Origin of the sequence: Psychroserpens sp. SPM9 (assembly GCF_025153525.1) — a bacterium.
Taxonomy (GTDB): domain Bacteria; phylum Bacteroidota; class Bacteroidia; order Flavobacteriales; family Flavobacteriaceae; genus Psychroserpens.
In genome coordinates, this window is sequence record NZ_JANZNR010000001.1 from 859,830 (window position 1) to 880,760 (window position 20,931).

At 34.7% G+C, this 20,931-nt stretch carries 16 protein-coding genes; 1 reads left to right on the forward strand and 15 read right to left on the reverse strand.

Annotation, left to right across the window (positions count from 1 at the left end):
- Positions 1-7 precede the first annotated feature (7 nt).
- The 14 genes from N4270_RS03800 to hemH form a co-directional block, all read right to left on the reverse strand.
- Positions 8-1,141, reverse strand: coding sequence for a type II secretion system F family protein (locus tag N4270_RS03800; protein ID WP_260095505.1), 1,134 nt, complete (start codon positions 1,139-1,141; stop codon positions 8-10).
- Positions 1,141-1,599 (reverse strand): hypothetical protein, encoded by a 459-nt coding sequence (locus N4270_RS03805; RefSeq protein ID WP_260095507.1) that lies wholly within the window; start codon positions 1,597-1,599, stop codon positions 1,141-1,143. The genes N4270_RS03800 and N4270_RS03805 overlap by 1 nt, the downstream gene beginning before the upstream one ends.
- Positions 1,599-1,928: a hypothetical protein gene (locus N4270_RS03810; protein ID WP_260095508.1), complete on the reverse strand. Its 330-nt coding sequence runs from the start codon at positions 1,926-1,928 to the stop codon at positions 1,599-1,601. The genes N4270_RS03805 and N4270_RS03810 overlap by 1 nt, the downstream gene beginning before the upstream one ends.
- Positions 1,916-3,133, reverse strand: coding sequence for a hypothetical protein (locus N4270_RS03815; RefSeq protein ID WP_260095509.1), 1,218 nt, complete (start codon positions 3,131-3,133; stop codon positions 1,916-1,918). Before N4270_RS03815 ends, N4270_RS03810 begins: the two co-directional genes overlap by 13 nt.
- 32 nt (positions 3,134-3,165) lie before the next feature.
- The gene (locus tag N4270_RS03820) at positions 3,166-3,624 is read right to left on the reverse strand and encodes a hypothetical protein (RefSeq protein WP_260095510.1); all 459 of its coding nucleotides are present in this window, start codon (positions 3,622-3,624) and stop codon (positions 3,166-3,168) included.
- Positions 3,614-3,946, reverse strand: a complete 333-nt coding sequence (locus N4270_RS03825; protein ID WP_260095511.1) for a hypothetical protein — start codon at positions 3,944-3,946, stop codon at positions 3,614-3,616. The genes N4270_RS03820 and N4270_RS03825 overlap by 11 nt, the downstream gene beginning before the upstream one ends.
- A 195-nt stretch (positions 3,947-4,141) precedes the next feature.
- A complete protein-coding gene (locus N4270_RS03830) occupies positions 4,142-6,289 on the reverse strand; it encodes a hypothetical protein (RefSeq protein WP_260095512.1) in 2,148 nt (715 codons plus the stop codon).
- A gap of 409 nt (positions 6,290-6,698) precedes the next feature.
- Positions 6,699-7,772, reverse strand: a complete 1,074-nt coding sequence (locus N4270_RS03835; protein ID WP_260095514.1) for a PA0069 family radical SAM protein — start codon at positions 7,770-7,772, stop codon at positions 6,699-6,701.
- An 81-nt stretch (positions 7,773-7,853) separates the two neighbouring features.
- Positions 7,854-8,636, reverse strand: a complete 783-nt coding sequence (locus tag N4270_RS03840) for an enoyl-CoA hydratase/isomerase family protein (protein WP_260095516.1) — start codon at positions 8,634-8,636, stop codon at positions 7,854-7,856.
- 11 nt (positions 8,637-8,647) lie between these two features.
- Positions 8,648-10,102: an ATP-binding protein gene (locus tag N4270_RS03845; RefSeq protein ID WP_260095518.1), complete on the reverse strand. Its 1,455-nt coding sequence runs from the start codon at positions 10,100-10,102 to the stop codon at positions 8,648-8,650.
- 111 nt (positions 10,103-10,213) lie between these two features.
- Complete coding sequence (locus tag N4270_RS03850) at positions 10,214-10,762, reverse strand: CopD family protein (protein WP_260095519.1); 549 nt, start codon at positions 10,760-10,762, stop codon at positions 10,214-10,216.
- Entirely contained in the window at positions 10,762-13,854 is a 3,093-nt protein-coding gene (locus tag N4270_RS03855) for a glycosyl hydrolase (protein WP_260095520.1), read from the reverse strand. Before N4270_RS03855 ends, N4270_RS03850 begins: the two co-directional genes overlap by 1 nt.
- 47 nt (positions 13,855-13,901) lie before the next feature.
- Positions 13,902-15,254, reverse strand: a complete 1,353-nt coding sequence (locus tag N4270_RS03860) for an MATE family efflux transporter (RefSeq protein ID WP_260095521.1) — start codon at positions 15,252-15,254, stop codon at positions 13,902-13,904.
- Positions 15,254-16,285, reverse strand: a complete 1,032-nt coding sequence (gene hemH, locus N4270_RS03865; protein ID WP_260095523.1) for a ferrochelatase — start codon at positions 16,283-16,285, stop codon at positions 15,254-15,256. Before hemH ends, N4270_RS03860 begins: the two co-directional genes overlap by 1 nt.
- 159 nt (positions 16,286-16,444) lie before the next feature.
- On the opposite strand from hemH, the gene N4270_RS03870 reads away from it, so the two are divergent.
- Complete coding sequence (locus N4270_RS03870) at positions 16,445-19,939, forward strand: TraB/GumN family protein (RefSeq protein WP_260095525.1); 3,495 nt, start codon at positions 16,445-16,447, stop codon at positions 19,937-19,939.
- Here the strand turns inward: N4270_RS03870 and N4270_RS03875 are convergent.
- The gene (locus N4270_RS03875; RefSeq protein WP_260095526.1) at positions 19,936-20,841 is read right to left on the reverse strand and encodes a helix-turn-helix transcriptional regulator; all 906 of its coding nucleotides are present in this window, start codon (positions 20,839-20,841) and stop codon (positions 19,936-19,938) included. The genes N4270_RS03870 and N4270_RS03875 overlap by 4 nt on opposite strands.
- Positions 20,842-20,931: the final 90 nt, after the last annotated feature.

Genomic DNA, 20,931 nt, shown 5'->3' on the forward strand with positions numbered 1-20,931 from the left:
AAATGGACTATATGATACTACTCAATCTAAACATAGGTAAATACATTGCTATTAGTATGAATCCAACAAAGACACCAATAAAAATAATAATGAAAGGTTCTAATAAAGTAGATAACATCTTAGAACTATTTTGAACTTTAGCTGCATAGATCGTATTAAGTTTAGTGAAAATATATTCTGTCTGATTAGTCTCTTCAGACACCTTAACTAAGGTTATCATTCTATCATCAAATAAGTCATGATTACTCAGAGAATTACTGAAAGAATGTCCCTGCACTATGTGCTTTTCAACATCATCAAGTGCAGTAGTAAGTGGATAAAAATCAATCATTTTCTTGACCAAACCTACGCTACTAACGATAGGTAACTTTGAAGCTGTGAGTAGCATCATTGACTGAGTAAATTGTGACAAATACATTGTTTTTAAAAACTTCCCGATAAAAGGTATTCTAATTAGTGTCCTATCCTTAATACGTTTGTACCAGTACTTCTTTCTAACCACCATATTAGTAAGTATGAAACTAAAAATTAATAATAAAATTAGCCAACCATAATTTTGAATCGTATTGGATAAATTCACAACAAACTGCGTAATCGCCGGAAGCTCTACGTTTTGTTGTTTGAAAATATCCTGAAACATAGGTACAACAAACTGCAACATAAAAATGACAACCAAAATGGCTGTAGTTAATATGATCGTTGGGTAGGTTAATGCACTAATGAGTTGTCGACGTTGTTCATTTTTTTTAGCATAAAAATCTCCAAGTTGTTGTGCTATTTTTGACATAGTTCCAGTTTCCTCTCCAATTTTTATAGAATGATATTCATAGTCTGAAAAATCCTTATAAGGCTTTATCGCCTCTGAAAAACTTTGACCGTTTACAATGGCTTTGAGTATCGCTTCTAAAATGATTTTTGTTTTCTTATTCTTTTGAGAATTAATAATGAGTTCTAAGGATTGTTTCAAATTTATTCCAGCATTAAGTAGTACGCTCAGCTCACTATAAAAGGCCTCTTTTATCTTATTAGAAAACGGTTTCTTTAAAACCACAATCTCTTTATTTAAGATAGATTCAATAGAATTATTGCCTTTAGTCGCGATAGTTTTATGTTCATGTATGTTATCTAGTTGAAATGCCATTAATCCATAAATTGTATTGCATCATTTCGTTTGAAAAAAAACAGATGTTGATCTCCATATACTTTTGGTAATTCTAATCTAAACGCATCTACTTTAAAATCTGAGGTTTTGTTGCCGTTGAAATAAAATAGTTTCTCATCAATCTGTACGTGAAAGGTATCCACCGATTTGGTGATAAAATTCTTACTGAACCTGTAAACTACCGAGTCTAGTTCAGATTTAAAAACCAACTTATCATCCCTTTCAACAAACGATACTTTCCCGTGCTTAGCAATATCGATCCATAAGGATTGCTCCAACCTGCTTAATTCGGTATTGGTTTTTAAATTCTCTTGTATAGCCCACATATTTCTTTGAATAAGTGTTAATACCGTAAAGGCCATACCAATTATGATGGTTGATATTATGATAACAATCAGCATCTCATTGAGCGTATATGCGTTGATTTTTGATTTCATTAGTTGTAAGTTGTTATCACTACTGTTTTATTAGTTAAGGGGTGAAACGCTGAGAGCTGGATGAATTTTTGCTGTTCTTGTTGCTCTTCAGTAATAGAAATATTCCATCCTAAATAATCATCTTGATATGGCACTGCTAATTTCCCGCTACTATATAAATATTCTAACTCACAGAGATGTGATGTAATTGGTCTTGTATTATTTCTGATCGTATTAGAAAATACATTGTTTAGAATCATACTTGAGACCATAAATATGACTATAATCAAAACCGTAGCCACCAAAGTCTCCATGATACTAGAGCCTTTTATCTTTTTTAGTATAACCATTTCATAACTTGTTTTGGAGATTTATCAAGTGATAATCCAACATATTCTTCGCTCATCTTATCAATATTAATCTCAGCATTAAATAGATGGTTTTGATAGGTAGTACCATCTTCTCTGACTATGAAATTGTTGGTATATACAGAGCCATACACTGTGCCTCTTAATTCTAAGTTCTGCTCACAATACACCTCTCCTTCGATAATTACATCGCTTTCTATTTCGAGTTGAGCCTGGTAGTTATCAGCCGTAGTCTTACCCAAACATAAAAGACTCCCTTTGATTTGAGATTTGGATGTCATCTTTAAAAAATGGTCTTGCTCTTTCTCATAATCACTAATCAATACTAAAGCTGATGGATATCCAAGTCTAACGTGGTCTGAAACTAAAATAGAACCAGTTGCTAAGGCCTGGAATGTACCTTTTACGTTGTCTTTAATTTCTATTTCAGGTGCAATTAAAATTATATCAGTAAGTAATGAGGACTCATCAACAGTTATTTTAGTATTCGAGTGAACAATGATATGTCCGCTAAGCTCCATATCAGTCAGCATAATTTCGTTAGGACTGTATGCCAGAAGTAAGTTATTATGAAACGAATTAACTACTTTTTTCTTAGCATTGAGATCGAAATATTGAACTTCCGTTTGCTTTGTCCATTCACCTCGAGATAATAAAGTAATATACTGACGCATTCTATTATCCAGCTGAGGGAATTTTTTGCTTTCTTTAATCTCGCCATATACGGCTCGAGTTCCATAATAGGGTTGTCCAGAAATGTGACCTGTTTTTACGCCTCGCTCAGGCAATAGTGCTGTTCCTGTAATTTTTGTTATTCCTACTACCACTAATGGTTTTCTATTGTCATTGAGAAATAATGCTATTTTAGATTTCTGGCCTTGCTGTCCCACTATTGCAACTTTAGCAAGCTTTTTATTTTTGATTTGAGCTTCTGAGTATACCTTTTCAAACACGCCCCAAAACTCCTTATGGACTCTTAGAGATTTATAGTCTTCATCCATAAGAGGAATCGTCAGCGTATCATTCCCTTTATAGGATTGTGCTTGATGATCATAAAACCCTCTATCGACCAATTTAGTAAGTTCAATAATATGATTCGTTTGTAATCGAAATCGCTTATGAACGTGAGTCAAAATAAGAAAAGAGGATAAGAGTAGTGCTATCACTACAATTATAAAAGTGACCATCTGTAATGAGCCTGCCTTTAACTTTTTTATTCTCACCCCTTTTTGCTGAATGTTTTATTATTGTTTTTATACCTAAGGGTCACTCGATTTTTATTCCCATAAAGCAGAGTCATACTATCTCTGGATTCACCTGATTTAAAAAGACACTGCTTTCCATCAACACTAACAATAAACACATTCTCTTTTCTGTTTTTCCCTTTTACAATACCTAAGTATTCTATTGTTCGCCATGCTATTGTTTTCTGTTTACTTTTAATGACCTTAGATCTTTTCTTTTTCAATACTGTTCCTAAAAAAGGATCTTTATCGACTGTACTAATCGAAAAAGCATCTATTTTGGTGTCTAGTTTAAACTCTTTAGCAGCAACAGGTAGTTGCGAGTTTAATTCTGGAAGATCAGGGTTTAGACCTGAAATTAGCTTGTAAGTGAAAGTCCCCCAAACGCCTAGTACCAAAACTAGTAATATGTATGTTTTCTTTTTAGTCTTCAACGATTAGGTTTTGAGTGGTGAACTGAGTTTCATAGGCGAAATTAATTGCCTTAACACGCCATTGGTAGCTATTAGCTTCTAAGGCTTTTGTAAAACTTGAAGTTGAAATAATCGTATCCGCAACAATTTGCTGAGTGGATTCAAAATCAGGAGTTGCTATCTGCAATTGGTACTGATCTGCAAACTCAATAGGTTGCCATGAAAAGTTTATGGAAGTAATTGAAATAGTAGCATTGTTAGTTGGAGCCATAATGCTGACCGTCTCATTAGATATATCTTCAACAGCTATAATCTCTTCACAACTATAAAGACTTACTAGCATTAGAAAAATCAGTAGCTTCTTAACCATTTATATAAGTATCAAATTTGATCTAAGATACTTACTAAGGTGCTATCTCTATTGTGCAATATGCTTTAAAAAACTAAGCGTTTTGCTTTAAATCAATAATAAGATATTTTGATAGTAAAGAAAAGGATGGACTTTAGTCCATCTTTTTCTTTATATGTAAGTAGAATATTAATAGTATTCAATAACACACATAAACTCATTTGCAACTTGGTCTGCTTGATTAGTAATATCTTTTAAAACTAACTTTCCCTCTGGAAGGTTTTTGATGTTTACATAAACATCTTGTGAAAAACGAAATCCATCTTTCATCATTGCAAGTGGCGATTTAAGTTCAAAACTCGAATTAAAGTCATCCGTGATTATAACATTATTAATATCTGTTAAAGCAAATTGTACTGTTCGTATTGATGTCAATCTATTTTTTGGTAAATACCAACTTACTTTAGTTATGATAGACTCTGCCTCTTCTGGAAAGTTTAAAGTAAATGATTGTCCTGCAAGTGGGTTTTCTCCTCTTGCTGGATGAGCTATCTTTATATACTTCTTTTTGAGACCACTATTACTATAGGATGGATAAAAGTTAACTGATGAAGCTTCTAGGGTATAAAAATTAACACCTGAAACGCCATAATTATTCTCAAAAATAGCATCTCTAATTTCTATATTTGCAATACCACTAATATTGTTATTGAACCCATGATTTACTCTAACAAAATCATCTAAAGAGTTTCTATGTGGGAACGAACAATTTTCATAAAGAATTTTTCCAGTACCTCTCCATGAGTTATTTTGATAATTAAAGTCATGATAACCCATCATCACTGAATTTTTGAAATTCACATTTAAAGAATTCCCAACAGTTCCTGTGCCTTGAAGATTGAACTCAAAATGCTTTAAAGTATTTATATCAATAAAATTAGGATCCTGTTGCTCAAGTCCAAATTTAAAAACTTGAGAACCAAAATCTGCATTTATCTCAATATTGCCTTGGTTCCAATTACTTTTAAGAACCCTTGCATGCTCATTTTTTAGTTCAAATCTTCCATTAATAATCCTGAAATCATTCACACCTCTACTCGCGTTATTATCTCTCAATTCGAAAATATAAGTGTCACTTTCTGGTTCAAAGCCAGACCAATCACAATTCACAAATTTAAAATGCCCTCCATTATCCGAAATAATGGTACTACCAATTTTTGACCAGAACTTTGTCTCATTGAACCAATAATTTAAAAACTGACCAGAATCTTTCACATCCATAATTACTTGGATTTCTCCATTGAAAGAGCACTTTTCAAAACTCCATTCAGAATTTGTATTAGGGCTTGTTCCTCCCCTTATCGTAAACACTCTGTTATATCTTCCTAGAAATGTACAACGCTCAAATAGATAATCCTGAGCACCTCCATTGGATTCAGAATAGAAAGCATTCGTAGTTGATGAATTACCAATAAAAGTTATATCCTGAAATGTAATAAACAAACCTCTATCTAAATTTCTGAACGCATAAGTATTTCCAGTATTTGTAAGTGATAGTATTGCATTACCATCTGAAAAGTAATTAATTCCTGCCAATCTTACATTATAATTACTATCTATATCATCTGTAAACAAGGCATCTGCACCTATAATATATTCTCCTGAGGGTATAAAAATTCCTGAATAAGACTGTCTATTACTAACAAGAGCGTCAAAATCGTGAAATCTAAACTTCCTTTTAAAAGCACTTAACGTATTTTGAAATGCAATTGTATTGTTGGATATAAGAGTTAAATCTGTCGTATCTCCTCCATCTCCCTTAGCTCCAAACCATTTTACATTTAGTGCACTATCAACTAAGCTACGCTTCCATCCGTCGAAAACCAATCCTCCATCATTCTCATTAGCCAACGTATTATCATACACAAAAACGCCTCCACCTCCATCATGCTTTTCGTGATAACCTAAAACAATGGCCGTATTAATGTCGGTACCACAGTTGTTATGAATGTCATCTAGCTCTGAAACGGTATCAATAGTAATTATTTTTGTTGCACAGATTAATAAACTTTTTAGAACATCGTTATTAGCTTTCACTGGTACCCAATCCTTTCCTGTAAAGTAATATAAACCAGATATACCATCAGTTTGATAAACAAATATTCCCTCTTTAAGATTATCCATTTTTAAACGCTCTTTTTCAGTAACTTGAGCTAATGGATTTTTAATACTCTCCAAGTTCATTTCCAAAATTGAACCTAATTCTTTCTCCTGCGAGCTAATACTACCAGATATCAGTAAAGCACAGATAATAACTAATAATCTAAATTTTTTCATAATATTTTTTTAATGTTAATATTCCAAATAAATACTATTACACCAATGATGTTGAACTCAATTGGAAGTTACTAATCACTAAAAAGGTTTTATTAAAGAATCTGCTTTAAAAAAATAAGATTTTGCTTTAAAAATTGAGGCTTAAGATTAAGAGTATAAAAGTATTTAATATAAAAAAACTTATTTCAATAAATTTTTACCACACAACTCTTTGAAAATCAGAATTAAGCGGTTCGATAGTAGACTATGAAGGGGAGCAAACAAAAGTTCAACAGTAATGTTGGACTTTTTTTGTGGATTAAATTGGGCGAAAAGTTTATCCCGAAAACGAAGTGATTCGGGGAGCCCAAGAGGAGGAGCAAACAAAAGTTCAACAGTGATGTTGAACTTTTTTTGTGGATAAACTTTACTAAAATAAACGCATTTGTCCGCTCTTAAATGGCTCGTGAAGTTCTGTGTTTAATATAGGCATAGATTTCCCTTTAAAATATTTAAGTCGCGCTAATGCAACAAGGTCATTAATTTGTTTGGCAATATGCCCTTCTCCGCGCATGCGTTGTCCAAATCGTGAATCATTGAGTGTGCCGCCATGACAATTTTCTATTTGATGCAACACTTTTTCGGCTCTGTCTGGCATCGCTTTGTGAATCCAATCAGTGAAAATTTCCCCTATTGCGCCATTTAATCGAACAATGGTATGTGCAATGCTTAGTGCTCCAGCTTCTGAAACCGCTTTTGCAAGTGGCAAGATTTCATGGCTATTAATTGACGGAATTATAGGTGCCAGCATCACATTAACAGGAATCCCATTATCACTTAAAACTTTTACGGTTTCTAAACGTTTTTTTATCGTCGCCGTTCTGGGTTCTAGAATACGTCTTGTGGCTTCAGATAAGGATGTTATGGATACATTGACACTAACTAAATTATCTTGAGCCAAGGCTTTCAAAATGTCTAAATCTCTTAAAATTAAGGCGTTTTTTGTGATGATACCAACCGGATGTTTATAATCAGAAAACACCTTTAAACACTGTCTTGTAATTTTAAATTGCTGCTCTGCTGGCTGGTAACAATCTGTATTTCCCGACATGATAATCGGGTAAGCTTTCCAGCTTTTGCGTTTGATAAATGTTTCCAGTAATGCTGGAGCATCTTTTTTAACAAGAATCCGTCGCTCAAAATCTAATCCTGCACTAAATCCCCAATATTCATGACTGTTTCTGGCATAACAATAAATACAACCATGTTCACAACCTTGATACATATTCATAGAGTAAGCCATCCCAACATCTGGGCTTTTCACTTGATTGACTATCGTTTTAGGAAATACTGAAAGATACTGAGTTTTATTTGGGTCGGCATCCTCGCCTTCTTTAGCACAATACTCTAAAAAATCAGCACGTTGTTCGTGACTCAACTCAAAAAAGCGGTTATGAACATTGGCTTGAGCACCACGACCTTTAAGAATTGATTTCTTTAACATATTGCTTATTTTTTTGTAAAATTACAAAATAATACAATGCAAAATGTATGGGTTTCAATTCTTTTTAAAAAATCCTGAGTTTTATTTTCCTGGGAAATTCGCTTTGCGTTTTTCTAAAAATGCAGTAGTGCCTTCTTTAAAATCTTCGGTTCCAAAACATTTACCAAATTGCTTGACTTCAGTTTTATAACCATTAACACCATCTTTATAATTCGCATTGATTGATTTTATAGCTGATTTTATGGCAACAGTAGAATTACGCATAATTTTACCTGCAATTTTTTCGGCTAAAGCCAGAAGCTCACCTTCTGCGGTCACGTGATTTACCAATCCGTACTCCAGAGCCTGATTAGCATCAATCATTCCGGCTGTCATGACCATTTCCATAGCACGACCTTTTCCAACTAATTGCGGTAAACGCTGCGTACCACCATATCCTGGAATCACACCTAATGACACTTCGGGAAGTCCCATTTTTGCATTGATACTGGCAATTCTAAAATGGCAAGACATGGCTAGTTCTAAACCACCACCAAGCGCAAAACCGTTGACAGCTGCGATAACTGGTGTTGATAAATTTTCGATATAATCAAATAATAATTCTTGTCCTTTGGCTGCTAATTTTTGTCCGTTTTCAACATCAAAATCAGCAAATTCACTAATATCGGCTCCTGCAACAAAAGCTTTTTCTCCACTTCCGGTGATGATAATCACTTTAGTCTCTTTATGCTTATTTGCCGCTTTAAGTGCCTCATGCAATTCTTGTATAGTGGCTCTATTTAAAGCGTTGAGTTTTGTTGGTCTATTAACTGTTATTGTAGTAATACCGTTATTTGTACGGCTTAAAATGTTTTGGTAACTCATAATGTATTGTATTATTTCTTCGGAAATGTAACCTTAAAAATGGTGCCTTCACCAGGTTGAGATGTAAAGGTAATATTTCCTTGGTATGTTTCTACTATATTTTTAACCATTGCCAAACCTAATCCCATACCACTGCTTTTGGTGGTGAATTTAGGTTCAAAAATTTTGCTTTTATTTTCTTCAGAAATCCCAACGCCATTATCTTCTACAGTGATATTTACCAAATCATTTTCTGAAGTTACTCTAACTTCAATTCGAGGGTTTTCTTTAGCTTCTGGAATTGCCTGAATTCCGTTTTTAACCAAATTTGTCACAACACGAATTAATTGGGTTCGATCAAAATTTGCCATAATTTCATCTGCTTCCGAAGAAAAAACTATATAATCTTCACTAAAAATATCTAAGCCCAGTTTTACAATATGAGCAACATTAAGTGTTTCATTTTGCTGGGCTGGCATTTTTGCGAAATTTGAAAATGCTGAAGCTATAGAACTCATCGTATCAATTTGCTGAATGAGTGTCTTGCTATATTCATCTACTTTTTGATGAATCTTCGGATCTTCAGGATCAAACTTACGCTGAAAACTTTGCACACTTAAACGCATTGGTGTGAGCGGGTTTTTAATTTCGTGAGCAACCTGTTTCGCCATTTCTCTCCAGGCCTGTTCGCGCTCGCTTCTAGCTAATTTAACAGCGCTTTCTTCAAGTTCATCAATCATACTATTGTACGAATTGACTAAGGTAGAAATTTCTTCACTCGACGTTGATATATCTATTCTCTTATTGCGTTTCTCAAGACGTGTTTCATTGATTTTATCGGAAATCGTTTTTAGGGTTCGCGTGATGTATTTTGACAATAAAAATGCTAAAATTATAGCAATCAACATCATGAATAAATAGGCATAACCCAAGCGCTCTAAAAACTCATTGAGTTCTTTGTTTAAAAAATCATCATTTTCTAAATACGGGAGATTTAGTATTGCTAAAGGCTTCGATTTACTATCATAAATATAGGTGTAAGACGATTGAAAGGTCTCTCCGTTTTTTTCGTTTTTTACAACAAACCGATGATCTGCACCATTTGAAATTGAATTTAAAATATCAACGTCAATACAGTCTACAACAGTATCTTTAGTAATACTTGCCTTTGACGACTTTAAAAGTGTGCCATCTAAATCGTACAAGATGACCCTTAACCCATGAATAACATCAATACGATAAATTTCATCTTTAAAAATTAATGGGATTTTTTCGGTTTCAACAGGATAGGTCGTCTCTCTAATCACATAATTAATATCACTAATTATGGCACGCTCCTTTCGTTCTAACCGCTCTTTGTGATAATCTATCGCTTCTTCGTTGTATTGGTAGATTGTAACACCTGCAATAAGTATTGAGGCAATCAATACCAATAAAATCATAGCAAAAAAAATGCGAACTCGTAAAGACAATTTATTTAATCTCATATCAAAATCTGTAGTGCACTAAATGTAACAATAATTAAACCAAAAGTACTTGGCACTAATTCTAAATTTAAAATACTATCATTCTATATGATTTAAGAGATTGAAGCATATTTAAGCATCAGGGTTTTTACTTCTGATGTTTTTATAAATTTTAAAGCCTAACATTAATAGTAGACCTAAGACTAAAATTCCGATGACACCAAACACCCAATTAATAGCACTTTTGAGTAGGACTAAGAAAATGACTGCAAACAATATAAAGGTGGCACCTTCATTCCACAGACGCATGAAATTTGAAGTTTTCCTCACATCATCCTGTTGTAATTGCTTGTAAAACTGATGTGTTTTTAAATGGTAAATAATCAGGAGCACAACGAAGGTTAATTTCACATGCATCCAGGGCATCTTTAACAACACAGGATTTAGAATTAATAGCCAAACTGCAAAAAAAGTAGCTAATATTGCCGAAGGCCAAGTGATGATATTCCATAAACGTTTCGCCATTAATTTGAGTTGCTTTCCTAGAATTTCTTTTTCGGGAGATGGTTTATGAAACGCTTCAATTTGATACACAAATAGCCTAGGAATATAAAATAAACCCGCAAACCATGTGATGATAAAAATAAGATGTAGTGCTTTTATATAATTGTAATATTCCATTAATCTTCTACAAATAAATAGTTTAAGTTTTTAGCATTAAAATCTGTATTAAACTGACTAATTCGGTCTGTAATCATGCTATTAAATACATCTAACTGTTCATTAATTTTAGCCGTCAATTCATCTTTAACAGCGATATCCTGTTCTGTTGGCGGAAAATCTCCCATACTAACTAATGAATTTAAATGTCCTAACTTATTGGTTAATCTAATTGGGAAATTCAATGGGTCTTGACCACTTCTATTTTTAGTTTGATACAAAGCTTCTTCTATTTTAGTAAAGTCCTCTTTGAGGTTTTTTGCATCTTCTAACAACTGTTTTAAATTGTCATTGCCTTTATATTGGGTTTCAAAAGCCGTGAGTTGTTTTTTGATCGCTCTAATTTTCTTTATGGATTTGTGAGCCTTATCCATAGTTGTATTCACATCTTTAATAAAATCAAACTGCTTTTGCATATCGGCTTGTGTACTTTCTGCTCTTGGGTCGGCTATGATATTAAATGATTGTGATGTTGCTTCCCCATTCACATTTAAATCTACCTTATAAGTTCCCGGAATAGCCTTAGGACCACTCAAACTTGCCCACCAGAGAATCATGCCGTCGAGTTTTTCGGCACCATCATAAGTCATATTCCAAACAAACTGATTCATACCTTTCTTCACCTCTAACTTATCTTTCTTTTTATTTTTTGATGAATAGGTCTTAATCGTATCACCTTTCGTATCAAAATAAGTTAGTGATACCTCATCGGTTTCAGCATCATAGCTTTTTAAATTAAAATAGGTCATCACACCGTTAGGATGATTGGTTCCTGCGGTTTTACTACCTTTTCTATAACCGCCATCCATGCGATAGGTGTCTTTAGGTTTAAAAAGTTGAGACACTTCAGAATTAGAACCGTATAACTGATGTAAAACGGTTAAATCATCTATAATCCAAAGGCTTCGCCCTTGAGTCGCTACGATTAAATTATTGTCTTTTAGAGCTAAATCTGTAATAGGAACAATAGGAAGATTTAACTGAAACGGCTTCCAGTTTTTACCATCATTAAATGAGATATACATTCCTGTTTCGGTTCCTGCGTATAATAAACCTTTCTTTTTGGGGTCTTCGCGAAGTACTCTGGTAAAATGCTCGGGATTGATGCCGTCGGTAATTTTCTTCCAGGTTTTACCATAATCGGTTGTTTTATATAAATAAGGCGCAAAATCTCCAGTTTTATATTTAGTCCCAGCCACATAGCAGGTTCCTGCATCAAAAGCACTTGGTTCGATACTATTAATCATCATCCATTCTGGCATTCCTTTAGGTGTTACATTCTCCCAGTTTTTTCCGCCATCTCTGGTAACATGAACTAATCCGTCGTCACTTCCAACCCAAAGTAATCCTTCAGTAATTGGAGATTCCTGAGCTGCAAAAATGGTACAGTAATACTCCACAGATGTATTATCCTGAGTAATTGGTCCTCCTGATGATTTTAATTTTTCAGGAGCGTTTCTGGTTAAATCCGGACTCACAATCTCCCAGGATTGCCCTTCATTTTCGGTCACATGCACATGCTGTGAAAAGGTATACAAACGGTCTGGATTGTGTTTTGAAAAGATAATAGGAAAATTCCATTGAAAACGATATTTCATGCCTTCAGCACCATGACCCATTGGGTTATCTGGCCAAACATTGATTGCTCTAACCGTTCCGCGTTTATGATTCACTCGTGTTAAAAATCCGTCATAACTTCCGCCATACACAATATCATTATCTTCGGGATCTACAGCAATATGAGCCGATTCTCCACCAGCAGTGCTTTCCCAATCGTCTTCGGTAATTGAACGTCCATCCGTTCTATGCGGAATCCTAACTGTTGAATTATCCTGCTGTGCCGCATAAATACGATAAGGAAAATGGTTATCTGTAGTCACACGATAAAACTGAGATGTAGGCTGATTGTGGTAAGTACTCCAGGTTTCACCACCATCATAAGTCACTTGGGCGCCACCATCGTCTCCAATAATCATTCGGTTGGGATCTTCTGGTGCAATCCATAAATCATGATGATCGCCATGAGGCGCATTGTAAGTTTCAAATGACTTTCCGCCATCGGTACTTTTATGATAACGTACATTTAAAACATACACCACATCAACATCTTTAGTATCGGCATAAACCCGTGTATAATACCAGGCACGCTGACGTAATTTTCGTTCACTATTAACCTGATTCCAAGTTTCGCCACCATCATCACTTCGGTATAAACCCCCTTTGTCTTTGTGTTCAACGATTGCCCAAACGCGTTGGTTATTCACTGGAGAAACCGTTACACCAATAATTCCGAGTGTTCCTTCGGGAAAGCCTTTTTTGGTTGAAATTTCGGTCCAGGTTTCACCTTTATCTGTACTTTTCCACAGTGCAGAACCTTCACCTCCTGAGCTTAAACTATAGGGTGTACGTTGCACACGCCAGGTTGAAGCATATAAAATTCTTGGGTTTGTTGGGTCAATCAATAAATCGACAACACCAGCCTGTTCATTAGCAAAAAGCGTTTTCTTCCATGTTTTTCCGCCATCAATACTTTTGTACACACCTCTGTCTGCAGTAGGCTTATAAATATTTCCCAAAACAGCAGCATAAACGATATTGTGGTTTGTTGGATCGACCGCAATTCTTGGTACATGACGTGAATTTTTCAATCCTGAAGACGTCCATGTTTTTCCGGCATCGACACTTTTCCAAATGCCATAACCCGAAGACACATTACCACGAACTGTTTTTTCTCCGCCGCCAACATACATCACATTAGGATCGCTTTTTGAAACTGTAATGGCACCAATACTTCCGCCGAAAAATCCATCAGAAATATTATCCCAGCTGCGTCCGCCATCTTGTGTTTTCCAGATACCACCACCTGTAGCACCAAAATAATACAGATTCGGTTTATTAGGAACTCCCGTTACAGCAGCACTTCGTCCACCACGAAAAGGGCCGAGAAGGCGATACTCTAAAGCATCATATTGTGATTCATTAAAAGATTGGGCGTCGAGTTGTGTTACATTTCCGAAGAGAAACACACACAAGAATAAGGTAATTAGTCGCATTGTCTGGATGGTTTTAATGATAGCTTAAAAATAAGCATAAAAAAATACTATGCTACAGACTTATTTAATTTTAACTTCACTTCGCGACGTAAGAAGAAAGCCGTGACGAGTGTTGACAGTACATCTGAAATTGGAAACGACATCCAGATGCCCAATTCTCCAAAAAATATAGGCATGACATACATGAGCGGAATAAAGAAAATCGCCTGTCTTGTCAAGGTTAAAAGTAAAGCAGGCAATGCTTTACCAACCGCCTGAAAATAGGCCGCTCCAATAAGTTGTAAAGCGACAATAGGAACTGCAGCAAAAGCCCATCGCATATTGTTTGGCGTGACATCAATAACATTCAAATCGGTAGTAAACCATTTGGTGATCACTTCTGGAAAAACCATCAAGCCAATAAATACAATCGTTCCTAAAAGTGTAGCGTATTTTATAGCCGTATAAATAACTTCTTTAACACGATCAAATTGTTCGGCACCATAATTATAACCTGCAATTGGAATAAAACCTTGGGTAATACCAAATACGGGAAATAATGCAAACATCATCATTCTACCAACAATGGCATAAGCCGTTACGGAGGTTTCACCACCAAAATTGAATAAGGCATTATTAACGAGTAAGAAGGTGACACTCACCACAGCTTGTCTTGCTAGTGTTACGAAGCCTAAAGATCCTATTTCGGAAACTATAGTTTTATCTAATTTAAAATGCGATAGGTTGATTTTTAATTCGGAGTTTTTCGACAAAAAGTACCATAGAATAAACAGAAACGACACAATATAAGAGCCTGTGGTTGCCCATGCTGCTCCTGCCATTCCCATGTCTAACAGGTTGATAAAGATATAATCGAATAGTAAATTTCCAATGGATGGAATCAACATGGCGTACATTGCAAATTTTGGGTTTCCTTCGGCACGAATCACATTATTGCCCATCATGACGAATCCTAAAACAGGCACACCATAAAGAATGATTTCATAATAGATTTTTGCTGGATCAAAGATGCTACCTTTTCCTCCAAAAGCAGGAATAAGTGTATCCACAAAATAGAGTCCGAAAACCGCAAATGAAATCGTAAACAAAAACGTTAGCGTGATTTGATTCCCAAATGTTTTTAAAGCTTTTGGTTTGTTGTCTGCACCTAAAGCTCGAGAAATAATAGATGAACCTCCAACACCAATTGCCATTCCTAGAGCGGCAATAAAAAAGGACACAGGAAGCACCACATTAATGGCAGCTATAGCTGTAGCACCAATCCACTGCCCCACGAAAATGGTGTCGACCAAAATATTAAGAGACATGACTAAAATCCCGATAGAAGCTGGAACCGCCTGCTTAATTAAAAGTTGCCCTATGGGTTGCGTTCCTAAATCTTTAGAGGAGGTTTTTGCCATTATGATTCAATGCTTGTAGAAGTTGCCCATTCGTTAATCCACTTTGATAGTAAATCTACAAATGCTTTATCGTCATTTAAGCATGGAACCGTTGTAAAATCTTGTCCGCCCATTTCATGGAAAATTTCTTCCCCTTCCATAGCAATTTCTTCAAGTGTTTCTAAGCAGTCGCTAACAAATGCTGGCGTGACTATCGCCATTTTTTTAAGTCCTTCTTTACCCAAACGTTCAATGGTTCGGTCGGTATAAGGTTGTAACCATGGGTCAAATCCTAAACGTGATTGAAAGGACGTTGAAAAGGTGCCTTCTTTTAAATTGAGTTTTTCACCAACAAGACGTGTGACTTCCAAACATTGGTGTCTGTAACAAGATTCGTGAGCTGGTGATGGTGTGGCACAACAACTTCCATCAATTTTGCAATGTGATTTAGTGATATCACTTTTTCTAATATGACGCTCAGGAACACCATGATATGAGAATAATAAGTGCTCGTAATCTTTCCCTTCTAAATGTCGAGCGATAGAATTTGAAAGTACTTCAATATAATTGGTATTGTTGTAAAACGCTTTTAAATCCTGAATTTTTAACTGCGGAAAATGGGCTTTTCGAATTGCTTCAGCTAGGACTAAAATTGTTTCAGTAGTAGCCATTGCAAACTGTGGATACAACGGCATTAAAAACACCTCATCAACGCCTTTATCGACCAATTCCTGAAGCCCTTTTTTAATAGTCATACTTCCGTAGCGCATAGCCAATGCTACAGGCAAATCGACTTGTTTTTGAATCTTATCTTGTAATCTTTCAGACAATACAATTAATGGCGAACCTTCGTCCCACCATATTTTTTTATAGGCTGCTGCCGAAGCTTTTGGTCGTGTGTTTAAAATAATGCCTTTTACGAGTAATGTTCTAGCCCACAGCGGCACATCGATAACGCGTTCATCCATTAAAAACTCTCCTAAATATTTCTTTACATCTTTAGGCTCTGGACTATCTGGCGACCCTAAATTGACGAGTAAAACTCCTTTCATGTGTTTTCTTCTAGCAATAATTATGTTGCAAAAATACGATAGTATTTCATAATAGAGTTCGATTTTATACGTTCACTAATTGAAAAGGGTACTTTACTCATTTTCGGTTTGGCGACCGCTTAACTATCTTTTATATTTAGCTTAACTAATTGACCACTTATGAAAAAAATAATAGTTGCTACAGTAATCGTATTATGTTCAACCTTTGGTTTCGCTCAAGACAACAGTTTGCTTTGGGAGATTTCTGGAAACGGGTTAACTAAAAATTCATATCTCTACGGCACCATGCATGTAAGTAGGAAAGTCGCTTTTAGACTAGATGACGTGTTTTTTAAAGCGCTCGATAAAAGCGAAGTTGTTGCCCTAGAATCGGACCCAACAAAATGGTTAGAACATTCTTATGAGGATTTAGATTTACAGTATAACAATCTTAGTTATTCGTACAGAGACAACTTTTATTCTCGACTCTTTAAACTGGAACCAGTTAAAGAATTGTCGGTAAGAAATATCATTCGCTTTGATAATAATATCATCAACGGATATCTCTATCGTAAAAATGAACGTTCTGATAATTTCGAAGAAGAAACCTATCTGGACATGTTTATTTTTCAGGCAGGAAAGAAAAACGGAAAACCCATTATAGGTCTTGAAGATATTAGTGAATCTCGATTTTTAACAACAAAGGCACGTTACAATCCGAATAAAAAGAAAATGGATCCTTGGTTTGCAAAAATGCTCAAAAATGAAAACGGTTATTTAATTCAGGAGGACGTTTACAGAAAACGAAATATTGCATTATTAGATTCTATTGGAGCAGCAACAAACACCAATTTTTACAGAGAACACATGCTGTTTAAACGCAATGAAAATATGGTTGTGGTTATGGACTCGGTGATGCCTAAAACATCCATATTTGCAGGTGTTGGCGCTGCACATCTTGCAGGCGAAAAAGGCATGATTCAAATGCTTCGAGATCGTGGTTATACGGTAAAACCGTTAACGTCCAAACAAACTGAATTTGCGCAATCTGAAAAAGAAAAACTCGAAAACTTATTTACCCAACCTAAATTAAAGGTACATACGACACCAGATGGATTTCTAGCCATTAAAAGTTTTGACGAATTACGAGAATTTACCTTTAATAATCTTAAGTATTATGTGGCTCCCGATATGACCAACGGAGCTTACCTAACCATTAACAGGCTTAACACCTTCGACTTCTTACCTAGTGAAAAAGATAAAGTGACCCTCGATTACATTAAAGATTTACTGTATGAAGATATTCCAGGTGATATTATCGAAAAGAAAGAGATTAACGCGCCCTATCCTGGAATAAGTGTTTTAAATAAAACTAAAAAAGGGGACTATCAAAAGTATCATATTTACAAAACACCATTAGAAATTATTATCGTGAAATTTGGCGGGAAACAAGATTTTGTACTAAACTATGAAAGCGAAATTTTTGATTCTATAAGGTTTAAATCTGAAACAGAAGACTATACTACATTTACCGATCCGTTAAAAAAATACACCTTTGAATTTCCTGAATATTACATTACCGACAACCTTTCAAAACCTGGAAAGAAAACGGTTCAAGGTGTGATTGGTTCTGATTATTACTTTTTTCAAGAAGCACCAAATCACGATGTAAGCTATATTGAAGAAGATGATTTTGAAGCGGCCTTTATTCATTCAAATTTTTATAAAGAATTAAAGATTGAAGCCTTTGATGGCAAGCTTAACTCAAAAGCTTTTAGTAGTTATGAATCTTCCGCAGAATTAGATACAATTACACACAAAAAAATATGGCTTAAATCGATTGTAAAAGATGGTAGTTATTACCTGTTGGGCTATGTTGGATTAGATCATGAAAAGGCCCAGTCGTATTTTAATTCTTTTTCGGTTAAAACTGCAAGTTACGAGCGTTTTGAAACCGTGACTGACACCTCGTTATTGTTTACTGTAAACTCAACCACTAAAGCGCCTTTATCGTATCGAGGTTACTATTCGCGAAACAAAAAGCCTTATGATGAAGTTAATAAAACAACAGTATATACATCAAAATCTAATGAACGTATCTATGTAAAACGGACCAAGTTTCACGATTTATACATGTCTGAACATATCGATAGTTTATGGAGCGATTTAAAAAACGACCATAAAATCTTTAACCGAATCAAAAAGCAAAAGCCTTTAAAAGTTTTTGATGAAAAACAGTTTAAAGATCAAGGCAACAACATTTACACCTATTCTTTAAAAGACTCGCTGAGTCGTAAAAAAATACTCGTAAAGTACATTCAAAAACAAGGAGTGGTTTACAAGTTATCGGCCTTAACTGATGACGTTGGTGAACCTTCTCAATTTATTTCAGAATTTTTTAATTCGTTCACACCTATGGACTCGTTACTTGGTGAAGATATTTTTAAAGACAAGACACCTCAATTCTTTAACGCTTTAAAAGCTAATGATAGTATTATAATTGATGGTTATACCGAATTGAATTTTAACAAAAGTCATGCAAACGCTTTAATACAGGCACTAAAAACTAACACCTTCACTGAGGATAGAGAAAAAATTAAAACCTATTTAGTTGGTAAATTAATACAAGTAGATAATAGCGAAGCCACCTACAACTTTATCAAACAGCTCTATACCGATTCGTATACAGCGCCAAAAATTCAGAATACCATACTCAACGCCTTACTTCAGCGAAGCAGTAAAAAATCAACCGAATTGGTGTTAGATTTAATGCAAATAGATGTGCCTTTAAGCAATCGCTATTCACAATTCAATTATTATAAAACCAAGTCAGATTCTTTAAAAACAATCAAACAATTATATCCAGATTTGCTTCAGTACACAAGCATTGAAGAGTACAAAAAGCCCATTTACAGCTTACTAACCAAACTATTGGACAGCAATTTAGTAAAACCAAAAATTTATAAGTCTTCAAAAAAACAAATCATTAATGACGCAAAAATTGAAATCAAGCGCAGCTTAAGCAAAACTAACTTTTCTAATTCGAGTCATATCGTATTAGAACATTATACCAAATTGTTATTTCCTTACCGAAAAGAAAGCGACGTAATCGCATTTTATGACAGGTTAATTGAAAGCAAAAATGAAAATGCATTAACCACATTATTTGTCCTTCTCAAAAAGAACAATGAACCCATTTCCGAAGCCTTAAAAAAAGAAACACTTTACAATGAAAAAGCGCAATCTTTACTTGTCGAAAAATTAGAAAAACAAAAATTAGTAACCGATGCTATTATTAAAATCATCGACTTAGAAACCTTTGCTAAATCTAAAGTAGTATCAAAAAAGTTCACGAGTACAAAAGACTCGATTGTCTTGTTTGATAAACGTCAAATCGAAACCGACAAACAACAACCGTTGACCTTATTTATTTTCAAAAAAACCAAAAAGGATGGCATCAGAGAAAGATCATATCTCAATTTTATTGCCTTTGAAACTTCTGATTCTGGCCATTACAAAACCGAACCGTATTACATGACTAAAAACACTTTAGGGGTTTATCTTAGTGATACAACTACCGAAGAGGAAGTTATTGAAAATCAACTCATACTTATAAAACACAAAAACAGAAAACGCGTGTCTAATAATAGAAGTTATGACGAATTTGACTTTTAACTCAACGACATCAAATACTTTTTTGGTGTCGTTCCGTATTTCTTTTTGAATGCCGAAATAAAATGACTCGAGGTGCTATAACCTACTTTTAGGCCCACTTCATTGACATTGTGATTCCCAGCTTCCAGAAGTTTTCTAGCGACTTCCATTTTATAATCAAACAGGAAGCTAAACACAGAGTCACCATAGATTTGCTTAAAACCTTCTTTGAGTTTTTTTAAACTCAATCCAATCTCATCTGAAAGCTCTTGTAAAGTAGGAGGCTCGGCCATTCTGGAAATGATAATATCTTTGGCTTTTCTAATTTTTATCACATTGGTTTCGTCGACTAAAAACGGACATTGCTCTATATCGGCATCTTCACTCCTGTTAAAATATAAACTTAGCAACTCAAGCGCTTTTCCTTTAAAATATAGGGTTTTAATAGACGAATTGAGATTGTAGTTAATCAATTGATTCAGTGCAATTGCCATCGACGGTGAAATCTTTCCGTCTTTATAATATTTTTTGTCCTTATTCTCATCACTTAAAAAAGTGATATAATCGGCTTCTTGTGAGAACAAACCATGAAACTTTTTAATAGAAACCAATACCGTAACCAACCACGAATAGGGAGGCACTTCTAAATGAATTGGTAAATCGCGTTGCGGATTATATAATAACAACGAATTTTCGGCTTCAATTTTTAAACGATAATTACCTTTATTAAAAATGAATTCACTCGAGCCTTTAATACAAAAGTGAAACTGAATAAACCGACTATCAATCTCACGTTCAAGAGTTTGAACAGCATGCGATTCGTTTTGATAGGTGAGCACAAAAAACCCTTCGTCTAATTTGGTTTCATCAAACGAACTTCTAGCGATATTTTTTGCATCTGAAAGAGGCGTATTATTTTTCATGTTATTTAGATTCATTCTAAACTGAAACGTTTTAAAGTCTTGATTTCACTGCAAAAGTATGACATTTATCATATTATAATAAGAAATAAG

Bases quoted from the DNA above. Each gene is read 5' to 3' on its own strand.
- N4270_RS03800 (WP_260095505.1), bottom strand. From the start codon at position 1,141: ATGGCATTTCAACTAGATAACATACATGAACATAAAACTATCGCGACT.
- N4270_RS03805 (WP_260095507.1), bottom strand. From the start codon at position 1,599: ATGAAATCAAAAATCAACGCATATACGCTCAATGAGATGCTGATTGTT.
- N4270_RS03810 (WP_260095508.1), bottom strand. From the start codon at position 1,928: ATGGTTATACTAAAAAAGATAAAAGGCTCTAGTATCATGGAGACTTTG.
- N4270_RS03815 (WP_260095509.1), bottom strand. From the start codon at position 3,133: ATGGTCACTTTTATAATTGTAGTGATAGCACTACTCTTATCCTCTTTT.
- N4270_RS03825 (WP_260095511.1), bottom strand. From the start codon at position 3,946: ATGCTAGTAAGTCTTTATAGTTGTGAAGAGATTATAGCTGTTGAAGAT.
- N4270_RS03830 (WP_260095512.1), bottom strand. From the start codon at position 6,289: ATGAAAAAATTTAGATTATTAGTTATTATCTGTGCTTTACTGATATCT.
- N4270_RS03835 (WP_260095514.1), bottom strand. From the start codon at position 7,772: ATGTTAAAGAAATCAATTCTTAAAGGTCGTGGTGCTCAAGCCAATGTT.
- N4270_RS03840 (WP_260095516.1), bottom strand. From the start codon at position 8,636: ATGAGTTACCAAAACATTTTAAGCCGTACAAATAACGGTATTACTACA.
- N4270_RS03845 (WP_260095518.1), bottom strand. From the start codon at position 10,102: ATGAGATTAAATAAATTGTCTTTACGAGTTCGCATTTTTTTTGCTATG.
- N4270_RS03850 (WP_260095519.1), bottom strand. From the start codon at position 10,762: ATGGAATATTACAATTATATAAAAGCACTACATCTTATTTTTATCATC.
- N4270_RS03855 (WP_260095520.1), bottom strand. From the start codon at position 13,854: ATGCGACTAATTACCTTATTCTTGTGTGTGTTTCTCTTCGGAAATGTA.
- N4270_RS03860 (WP_260095521.1), bottom strand. From the start codon at position 15,254: ATGGCAAAAACCTCCTCTAAAGATTTAGGAACGCAACCCATAGGGCAA.
- hemH (WP_260095523.1), bottom strand. From the start codon at position 16,285: ATGAAAGGAGTTTTACTCGTCAATTTAGGGTCGCCAGATAGTCCAGAG.
- N4270_RS03870 (WP_260095525.1), top strand. From the start codon at position 16,445: ATGAAAAAAATAATAGTTGCTACAGTAATCGTATTATGTTCAACCTTT.
- N4270_RS03875 (WP_260095526.1), bottom strand. From the start codon at position 20,841: ATGAAAAATAATACGCCTCTTTCAGATGCAAAAAATATCGCTAGAAGT.